Origin of the sequence: Nitratireductor sp. ZSWI3 (assembly GCF_024655565.1) — a bacterium.
Classification (GTDB): Bacteria; Pseudomonadota; Alphaproteobacteria; order Rhizobiales; family Rhizobiaceae; genus Nitratireductor.
The window spans coordinates 1-9190 of sequence record NZ_JANKOF010000137.1 but is presented as its reverse complement, the minus strand read 5'-3'; the positions used below and the strand labels follow the sequence as shown (position 1 = coordinate 9190).

General features: G+C 68.7%; 9 protein-coding genes. 4 read left to right on the top strand and 5 right to left on the bottom strand.

The annotated features are described in order from the left end of the window. The 5 genes from hrpB to phnF all read right to left on the bottom strand — a co-directional run. A partial coding sequence (gene hrpB / locus NUU27_RS23915) for an ATP-dependent helicase HrpB (RefSeq protein ID WP_257764809.1) occupies nucleotides 1–1481 on the bottom strand: 1481 nt, incomplete at its 3' end. Further along, the gene (locus NUU27_RS23910; protein WP_257764808.1) at nucleotides 1478–2119 is read right to left on the bottom strand and encodes an ATP-binding cassette domain-containing protein; all 642 of its coding nucleotides are present in this window, start codon (nucleotides 2117–2119) and stop codon (nucleotides 1478–1480) included. The genes hrpB and NUU27_RS23910, both read right to left, overlap by 4 nt. A 12-nt stretch (nucleotides 2120–2131) precedes the next feature. Beyond that, nucleotides 2132–3817 carry an ABC transporter permease gene (locus tag NUU27_RS23905; protein WP_257764807.1) on the bottom strand — a complete coding sequence of 562 codons (1686 nt, stop codon included), beginning with the start codon at nucleotides 3815–3817 and terminating at the stop codon, nucleotides 2132–2134. Between the two features lie 12 nt (nucleotides 3818–3829). Beyond that, nucleotides 3830–5095 (bottom strand): ABC transporter substrate-binding protein, encoded by a 1266-nt coding sequence (locus NUU27_RS23900; RefSeq protein ID WP_257764806.1) that lies wholly within the window; start codon nucleotides 5093–5095, stop codon nucleotides 3830–3832. 89 nt (nucleotides 5096–5184) lie between these two features. Continuing rightward, a complete protein-coding gene (phnF, locus tag NUU27_RS23895; RefSeq protein ID WP_257764810.1) occupies nucleotides 5185–5928 on the bottom strand; it encodes a phosphonate metabolism transcriptional regulator PhnF in 744 nt (247 codons plus the stop codon). Nucleotides 5929–6065: 137 nt separating this feature from the next. Between phnF and phnG the strand changes: the two genes are divergently transcribed. Genes phnG through NUU27_RS23875 form a run of 4 tightly spaced genes read left to right on the top strand, consistent with a single transcriptional unit; the run spans nucleotide 6066 to nucleotide 9155 of the window. Beyond that, nucleotides 6066–6533 carry a phosphonate C-P lyase system protein PhnG gene (gene phnG / locus NUU27_RS23890; RefSeq protein ID WP_257764805.1) on the top strand — a complete coding sequence of 156 codons (468 nt, stop codon included), beginning with the start codon at nucleotides 6066–6068 and terminating at the stop codon, nucleotides 6531–6533. Continuing rightward, entirely contained in the window at nucleotides 6533–7156 is a 624-nt protein-coding gene (phnH, locus tag NUU27_RS23885) for a phosphonate C-P lyase system protein PhnH (protein ID WP_257764804.1), read from the top strand. Before phnG ends, phnH begins: the two co-directional genes overlap by 1 nt. Beyond that, nucleotides 7147–8271: a carbon-phosphorus lyase complex subunit PhnI gene (locus NUU27_RS23880; protein ID WP_257764803.1), complete on the top strand. Its 1125-nt coding sequence runs from the start codon at nucleotides 7147–7149 to the stop codon at nucleotides 8269–8271. Before phnH ends, NUU27_RS23880 begins: the two co-directional genes overlap by 10 nt. Next, the gene (locus NUU27_RS23875) at nucleotides 8268–9155 is read left to right on the top strand and encodes an alpha-D-ribose 1-methylphosphonate 5-phosphate C-P-lyase PhnJ (protein WP_257764802.1); all 888 of its coding nucleotides are present in this window, start codon (nucleotides 8268–8270) and stop codon (nucleotides 9153–9155) included. The genes NUU27_RS23880 and NUU27_RS23875 overlap by 4 nt, the downstream gene beginning before the upstream one ends. The last annotated feature ends 35 nt before the right edge of the window (nucleotides 9156–9190 follow it).

The following is a 9190-nucleotide window of genomic DNA, read 5'->3' as shown; positions in this document are numbered from 1 at the left end:
GCCCGCGCCAGGCGCGCGGCCAGCTTGCGGGCCTGCTCAGCGCGCGGCCCGCGCTCGCGGCGGAACCGCTGCAGGCGATCGTCGAGATCGACCGCATTGCCGCCCAGGCCCCGCTCGGACAGAAGCACGGCAAGCTCCGCGGCCGCCAGGGCATGCCCCTCTTCCGCCGCCATCGCCACCATATGCGCCAGCCGCACCGGCAGCGCCAGCTTGCGCATGGCGGCTCCCGTCGGCGTCAGGCGGCCGGCATCGTCGAGCGCCCCGAGGCGAACGAGCAGGCCGCGCGCCTCGGCAAGGGCAGCCGCCGGGGGCGGATCGAGAAAGGCGAGGCTGGTCGGATCGGCGACGCCGAAGGCGGCGCAGTCGAGCAGCAGGCCGGACAGATCCGCCTCGAGGATTTCCGGCGGCATGAAGGCCGGCAGCGCCGCGGTCTGCTCGGCGCGCCAGAGCCTCAGCGCGATGCCGGGCGCCGTTCGTCCGGCGCGGCCGGCGCGCTGGTCGGCGGAGGCGCGCGAAACGCGCACCGTCTCGAGCCGCGTCAGGCCGGTCGCGGGCTCGTATTTCGGCAATCGGGACAGCCCGCTGTCGATCACCACCCGCACACCGTCGATGGTGACGGAGGTCTCGGCGATCGACGTCGCCAGCACGACCTTGCGACGCCCCTCCGCCGCCGGGCGGAGCGCGGCGTCCTGCGCCTTGCCGTCGAGCCCGCCATAGAGCGGCGTGACATCCACATCCGCCGGCAGCCGCCCCTCGAGCCGCCCGGCGGTGCGTTCGATCTCGCGCTGGCCGGGCAGGAAGGCGAGCAGGCTGCCCTCTTCCTCGGCGAGCGCCGTGCGGATCGCCCGTGCCGTCGCATCCTCGATCGCCTCGCCGGGCGGGCGCTCCGCATAGCGCAGGTCGACGGGGAAGCTGCGCCCCTCGCTCTCGATCACCGGCGCATCGCCGAGAAGGGCCGCCACGCGCGCCCCGTCGAGCGTCGCCGACATGACCAGGAGACGCAGGTCCGGCCTGAGGGCGGCCTGCGCATCGAGCGCCAGCGCCAGCGCAAAATCGCCGTCGAGAGAGCGCTCGTGAAACTCGTCGAACAGGACGGCGGCGATGCCTAAGAGTTCCGGATCGTCGACGATCATGCGCGCCAGAACGCCTTCGGTGACGACGAGGATGCGGGTCTTGCCGGAAAGCTTGCGCTCCATGCGCATTGCATAGCCGACGGTCTCGCCCGGCTCCTCGCCGAGCAAGGCCGCCATCCGTCGCGCCGCCGCACGGGCGGCGAGCCGGCGCGGCTCCAGAAGCACGATGCGGCCCTTCTTCGCCCAGGCGGCATCGAGCAGCGCAAGCGGAGCGAGCGTCGTCTTGCCGGCGCCGGGCGGAGCGACGAGCACGGCCTTGCCGCTCCTGTCGAGCGCTTCACGCAGGGCCGGCAGCACGGCGCTCACCGGCAGTGTCGGCAAGGGCGGCGGGATCGTCCGGCCTGTCATTCGCCGAGCTTCACGATGTCGCCGCCGGCGGCCTCGGCATCGGCCTCGTCATGGGTGACGAGCAGCACGGGCAGACCAGTCTCGCGCGCCTTGGAGAAGACCAGCTCGCGCATCTGCTCGCGCAGGGCCGCATCGAGCTTGGAAAAGGGTTCGTCGAGCAGCAGGGCGCGCGGCGCCGCCGCCAGGACGCGGGCAAGCGCCACCCGTGCCTTCTGCCCGCCCGAGAGGGTGGCCGGGTCGCGATCCTCCAGCCCGGCGAGGCCGACGCCCGCCAGAGCCTGCCGCATGCGGCGCAGCCGCTCCTGCCGATCGCCGCTGCCGGCCGGCAGCGCGAACAGGAGGTTGCCGCCGACGCTCATATGCGGAAAGAGCAGCGCATCCTGGAACAGGATTCCCATGTGACGGTCCTCCGGCTTCAGCGCCGTCACCTCCACGCCGTCGACGAACGCACGGCCGCTCGCCGTGAAGGCCGGATCGAGAAACCCGCCGATATAGGCGAGCAGCGTCGATTTGCCGACACCAGAAGGGCCCATGACGGTGAGCACCACGCCAGGCGCCACGCGGCGTGACAGCGAGACGATCTCGCGCCCGTCCAGCGTTATGGTCACCCGATCGATGAAAAGGCCCTTGTCGGTCAATGCGGAACCCGTTCAAACCTGCATGTCGCGTAAGCGCCGGAATATCAGCGCCGGCACGATGGTGGCAACGGCAAAGCCGACCGCGGGCAGCATCATCTGCAGAAAGGCATAGATGCCGATCACCCTTCGGTTCCCACCGGCGCCGAGCGCCACCGCTTCGCTGGTGATGGTGGTCAGCCGTCCGGCGCCGATCAGAACGGTGGGGAGATAAAGGCCCACCGAAACGGCAAACCCGATGGCCACGACGGCCAGGATCGGCCGGGTCAGCATCGGCAGCCGGACGAAGAGGAAACGCCGCCAGGCGCCCTTGCCGAGCCCTGCGGCAAGCTGATCGTAGCGCCGGTCGAAGGCCCGCCACGGGTCCTTGAGGCTGAGATAGGCATAGGGTAGCACGAAGACCAGATGGGCGAGCACCAGCGCCGTCAGCGTCGCCTGCACGCCCGACAGGATGAACAGCAATTGCAGGCCGAACAGGAAGGCCACCTGCGGGACGACCAGCGGCAGATAGAGCAGCGCCATCGCCCAGCGGCCCGGCGCATGCCCCATCTCGTCCTCCCGCGCCAGGCACAGGATGGCGATAATGGCGGCGGCGAGCGTCGAGGCGAGGCCAACCAGCAGCGTCGTCCCCAACGGCCCCGCCAGATGCGGCAGCACGCGCATCCAGTTGCGCAGCCCGAAGGACGACGGCAGCACGTCGGGATATTGCCAGAGGCCAGCTACAGACCACAGGGCAAGCGTCGCGAGGCCGGCGAAGATCGCTCCTCCCGACAGCAGCATCAGCAGCAGCGCGCTCCAGCGCACCGGCGCATCGGCGCGCAGGCGCCACCCGGCCAGCGCGCAGCGGTCGCGCAGGCGCGCCGCCAGCCTCTCGAAAAGGATCCACAGGCCGATCGCCACCGCGGTGACGAAAAGCTGCAGCAGGGCTCCGGCGGAGGCGAGATAGCGCAGCGACAGGTCGGGATCGTTCATCCATCCAACCAGCCTGACGGCCAGCGGCGCCGGCGTCGTCGGCCCGAGGATGACCGCCACGTCGACCACCGAGGTGGCGAAGGCGATGACCGCGAAGACCGGCAACCGGATCTGCGGATAGATCGACGGCCACAGGCCGAAGATGAAGCCGGCGACGCGACCATAGCCCATGGAGGCGATCAGCGCCCGCGTGCGCGCCGGCTTGACCTGCGGCAAGGCGGCGAGCGTCACCAGCAGCAGGAACGGTATCTCCTTGACGATCAGCCCGACCATCATCGAAAGCCCCAGCGGATCGTGCACGATGAGCAGGTCCGGCGGACGCTGCCAGCCGGTCAGCTCGGGCGAGATGACGCGCGCGATGAGGCCCGACGGCGCGATCAGGAAGGCCAGCGCGAAGGCCGCGGCCGCGTGCGGCACCGAGAGAAGCGGCGAAACGAGGTGCTGAACCCGGGCGAAGGCGCGCGTGCCGCTCCAGGCCGCCGTGAACAGCATCACCACAACGAGCGAGACGAGCGCCGTCGCAAGGCCGGCAACCAGACTCATCAGCGCCGAGGAAAAAATAGCCGGCTCAGCGAACAGCGCGGTGAGCGGCGCCAGGCTGAAGCGCATGCCGCCCAGCACCGGCAGGAACCCGAATGCCGGCAGGAGAGTGCCGGCGAGGCCGAAGGCGACCGGGACGGTGAGAACCCCGATGGCAAGCAGCGGGCCGAGGCGCGTCAGCATTGCCATCGCAAGCCAGGCTTAATTGCCAACACCGTAGCGTCGCTTCCACTCGGTCTCGATGCGTTCCATCCAGTTCGGATGCGGCTCATCGAGCGCCGGGCCGAGCTCGTCCGGCCTGAGCGTCGCGACGCCCAGATCGATCGCGTCGAACCGCGCCCGATCCTCAGCGCCGAGCTTGCCGAGCGCCAGCACCGTCGGATCGCCCCAGATCGCGGGATCCTGCTTACGGGCCTGGGCCTCAGGCGACAGCAGGAAATTCGCCGTCACCAGGGCTCCGGCCTTGGCGGTGGCATTGTAGGGAATGGCCAGGAAATGCGTGTTGGCCAGCGTGCCGCCCGGAAAGGTGAAGGACCGCACGGTGGCGGGCAACTCGCCGCTGGCGATGGCGCTCGAGGCTTCCGCCGGATTGAAGGCGAAGACGACGTCGAGTTCGGAATCGGCCAGAAGCTGCTTCATCGCCGGGTAATTCTGCGGATAGGCGCGCCCCGAGCGCCACATCAGCGGGTTGAGCGCATCGAGATAATCGAAGAGCGGCTTCGTCACCTCGGCGAAAGCCGCCTCGTCGACCGGCTTCTGCAACAGCGCCCGGTTCCCGATCTTCTCGATCAGCACCTGTTTCAGGAAGGACGAGCCGATGAAATCCGGCGGTTGCGGGTAGGAGAAGCGGCCGGGATTGGCCTTCGCCCATTCGAGCAGCCCGTCCGCGTTCTGCGGTAGCGTCTCCACGGCGGTGCGCGCCGAATCGTAGAAGAACACGAGCTTGGCCATGCCCCACGGGCTTTCCAGCCCTTCGACGGGGATGGTGAAATCGGTGCGGATCGTCGGCTTGCTCTCGACATCCACATAGCTCCAGTTGGGCAGGTCCTCCGCCCATCCCGGCGACATCAGCAGACCCTGGCTTTTCATGGCGGCGAAATTCTCGCCGTTGATCCAGATCAGATCGATCGAGCCCGACGTTTCGCGGCCGGCGGCCTTTTCGGCGATCACGGTGGCAACGGCGCTTGCCGTATCCTCCAGCTTCACCTGTCTGAGCGTGACACCGAAGCGCTCTTTCAACTCCTCCCCCGCCCATTCGATATAGGCGTTGATGTTCTGCGAGCCGCCCCAGGCGTTGAAATAGACGGTCTCTCCGCGCGCCTTTTCAAGAACGTCGTCCCATTCGCGCGGGTCGGGCTTCATGACGTCGGCGGGCGCGGCGATGGTTCCCAGCGCAAGGAGCGCCACGGACAGTGCGAATTTGCGCAATCGAATCTCCCAGGGTTGCTCGAACGGGACAGATGCCATGCCCGATAGAGCATGGCGACCCTGCGCAAATCAATGCAAAGACCCGGCGGACCAGGTAACTTCGCGGTGAGCGGCGAGTGAACCCCCGTCTATCCGGCAGTCGTCCCGCCGCCGTCCGCCACGTGGAGTTCTATCCGATCGGCGGCGAAGCGCGTCTCCGAATACTGCACCGGACGCCCTTGCGCATCGACATTGACGGCAACCGTCACCAGCACGATGGCCCCCGGCGAGAGGCGCAGGTCCCGCAGGTCCGCCGCATCGGCGTGGCGCGCCGTCACGACGGTCGACCGGCGAAAATAATCGGCAAGCCCGAGCGCCTTGAACGAGGCGGTGATCGAGCCGGTGTGCCGGAATGTCTCGGCCATCCCGCCGAAGCGGGCGGCGTCGAACCAGCTCCGCCCGCGTGAGATCGGCCGGCCGTCCGCTTCCGACAGGGTTTCGAGCCGGACCACGGGCGCACCGGTATCGACGCCGAGCGCCGCCGCCGCCTCGCCGGATGCCGGCTCCACCGCATCGTCGAGCAGCATCGCCTTCAGGCCGCACGTCTGGCCGGCCAGCCCTTCCGAAAAGCGGGTGCGCGAGCGAATCGGATAGGCGAGCCGCTGCCGCCCCTCGACGAAGGTGCCCCGCCCCTGCTCGGCGCGCAGGACACCCTCCTGCACCAGTGCAGCGATGGCGGTGCGCACCGTGTGGCGGTTGACGCCGAAGCGCGCCGCCAGCACCACCTCGGGCGGCATGCGCCCGTTCTCGTCGGCAAGGCCGGCAGAGATCTCGCGCCGCATGCGGTCGGCGATCTGCCGCCACAGGGCCACGCCGCTGCGCCGCTCGATCATCGTTTCGTTCGCCGTCGTCAAATTCCGTCTTCTCCCGAGTTGCTGTCATCATCGCGTCATGGACAAGCGTTAGGCACGATCTATAATATGTTTGATTGTCTAGAACAATAGACAAATTTACATCCGATGGAGGCACGATGGTCTCGAGACAGGAAAGACAGGCCGTGGCGGAGCGGCGGCGCGAGGCGATGGCGGTGCTTGCCGCCGCACCCGGCGAGGATCTCCTGGATTTGTGGCGCGATGCGAAGCTGCCGGACGGCGCGGCAACGCTGCGCGGCCCCGAAACCGGCCTGGTGGCATTGCGCGGCCGCATGGGCGGCGGCGGTGCGGCCTTCAACTTCGGCGAGGCGACCGTCACCCGCGCCACCGTCAAGCTTCCCACGGGCGAGGTCGGCCACGCTTATGCCCTCGGCCGCGAAAAGACCAAGGTGCGGATTGCGGCCATCATCGACGCGCTGCGCCAGCGGCCGGAATTCGAAGCGGCGATCGAGGAAAAGATCCTCGCACCCCTGCGCGACAGGCGCAGCGCGGCCGATGCCGCCAGGCGCGCCGAAATCGCCGCCACGCGGGTCGATTTCTTCACCATGGTGCGAGGAGAGGATTGATGAGGCTCGATTCCATCGCCATCGAGGGCGGCTTCAAGAATCCCGTGCTCGATGCGCAAAGCGTTTTCCGCGCCGTCATGCAGGCGATTGCCGAGCCCGGCACGGTGCGGCAGGGCGCGGCCCTCACCAGGCCTCCGGCGCCGCTGACCCCGGAGGCGGCAAGCGTCGCGCTCACCCTGTGCGACCAGGACACGCCGATCTGGCTCGACCCCGTCCTGGCGGCCGAGGAGGCCGTGCGGGCATGGCTCGCCTTCCACACCGGCGCGCCGCTCGCCAACACCCCGGCAGACGCGCATTTCGCCTTTGCCGCCGAGCCGGAAACCCTGATCGGCCTGGAGAATTTCGCTCCGGGATCGCAGGAATATCCGGACCGCTCGACGACGCTCGTGCTGCAGGTGAGAAGCCTCTCGGCCGGCCCCGAACTGGTTCTCGAAGGGCCGGGCATCGAACGCCAGGCCCAGCTCGCACCGCATCCCATGCCGCGCCATTTCGCCCGCCAATGGGCGCAGAACCATGCCCGCTTCCCACGCGGCACCGACATCATCCTGGTCAGCCGCGAGGGCCTCGCCGCCCTGCCCCGCACGACCCGCATCGTCAATCAGGAGGCTCAATCATGTATGTAGCCGTCAAGGGCGGCGAGGCGGCCATCCGCAACGCCCACCAGCTTCTGGCCGACCGCCGCCGCGGCGACCGCAGCGTGCCGTCGCTGACCCTGGAACAGATCGCCGGCCAGCTGTCGCTCGCCGTCGACCGGGTGATGGCCGAGGGCTCCCTCTACGACACCGGGCTCGCCGCGCTCGCCGTCAAGCAGGCGCGCGGCGATATGATCGAGGCGATCTTCCTCCTGCGCGCCTATCGCACCACACTGCCGCGCTTCGGCTACACGCGCCCCATCGACACGGCGGCGATGCTGGTCGAGCGACGCATCTCGGCCACCTACAAGGACCTGCCCGGCGGGCAGTTGCTCGGCCCCACCTTCGACTACACGCATCGCCTGCTCGATCCGGAGCTCGCCGGGGACGAGGACCCGGCAGGGCCGCAGTCGCGGGCGGGCGCCGACGAGGCGATGCCGCGCGTCTCAGACATCCTTGCCCGCGAAGGGCTGATCGAAGAGGACGGCTCGCTGCCGGAAGACCGGGAGCCCGGCGACATCACCCGCGAGCCGCCGGAATTCCCCATGCAGCGCGACCTGCGCCTGCAGGCCCTGTCGCGCGGTGACGAAGGCTTCCTGCTGGCGCTCGGCTATTCCACGCAGCGCGGCTATGCCCGCAACCACCCCTTTGCCGGCGAAATCCGCATCGGCGAGGTGGAGGTGGAGATCGACGTGCCGGAGCTCGATTTCCCGCTCACCCTCGGCCGCATCCGCGTCACCGAATGCCAGATGGTCAACCAGTTCAAGGGATCGATGAAGGTGCCGCCGCAGTTCACGCGCGGCTATGGCCTCGTCTTCGGCCAGTCCGAGCGCAAGGCGATGGCGATGGCGCTCTGCGACCGGGCGCTGCGCGCCACCGAGCTCGGCGAGGACATCACCGCGCCCGCGCAGGACGAGGAGTTCGTCATCTCCCATTGCGACAATGTCCAGGCGACCGGCTTTGTCGAGCACCTGAAGCTGCCGCACTACGTCGACTTCCAGGCCGAACTCGGCCTGGTGCGCCAGATGCGCCGCGAGTACGAGGAGCGCCAGGCTGGCGACGAGACCGGCGCCAAAACCGGCGAACGCCAGGAGGCCGCAGAATGAACGCCCGCGCCGACACGATCGCCCAATACAACTTCGCCTATCTCGACGAGCAGACGAAGCGCATGATCCGCCGCGCCATCCTGAAGGCCATCGCCATACCCGGCTATCAGGTGCCCTTCGCCAGCCGCGAGATGCCGATGCCCTATGGCTGGGGGACGGGCGGCGTGCAGGTGACGGCCTCCATCATCGGTCCCGACGACGTGCTCAAGGTCATCGATCAGGGCGCCGACGACACCACCAACGCGGTCTCCATCCGCGCCTTCTTCCAGAAGGTGGCGAATGTCGCCGTCACCACCCATACCGGCGAGGCGAGCCTCATCCAGACGCGCCACCGCATTCCCGAAGAACCTCTCGAGGCCGGCCAGGTGCTCGTCTACCAGGTGCCGATCCCCGAGCCCCTGCGCTTCCTCGAGCCGCGCGAGACCGAGACGCGCAAGATGCATGCGCTCGAGGAATACGGGCTGATGCACGTCAAGCTCTACGAGGACATCGCCCAGCACGGCCACATCGCCACCACCTTCGCCTATCCGGTGAAGGTCGAGGGACGCTACGTGATGGACCCCTCGCCGACGCCGAAATTCGACAATCCCAAGATGCACATGTCGAAGGCGCTGCAGCTCTTCGGCGCCGGCCGCGAGAAGCGCATCTACGCCATTCCCCCGCACACCCGGGTGGCGAGCTTGGACTTCGACGACCATCCTTTCGAGGTGCAGACCTTCGAGGAGCCCTGCGCGTTGTGCGGCGGCACCGGCGTCTATCTCGACGAGGTCATTCTCGACGATCGCGGCGGGCGGATGTTCGTCTGCTCTGATACCGACCATTGCGAAGGACGACGTGCGGACGGCCATCGCGGCCCGCTGGCGGGGGAGGAGAGCGCATCGTGATGCAGCCCGCCGTACTTTCATCGCCAGCCGGCGCC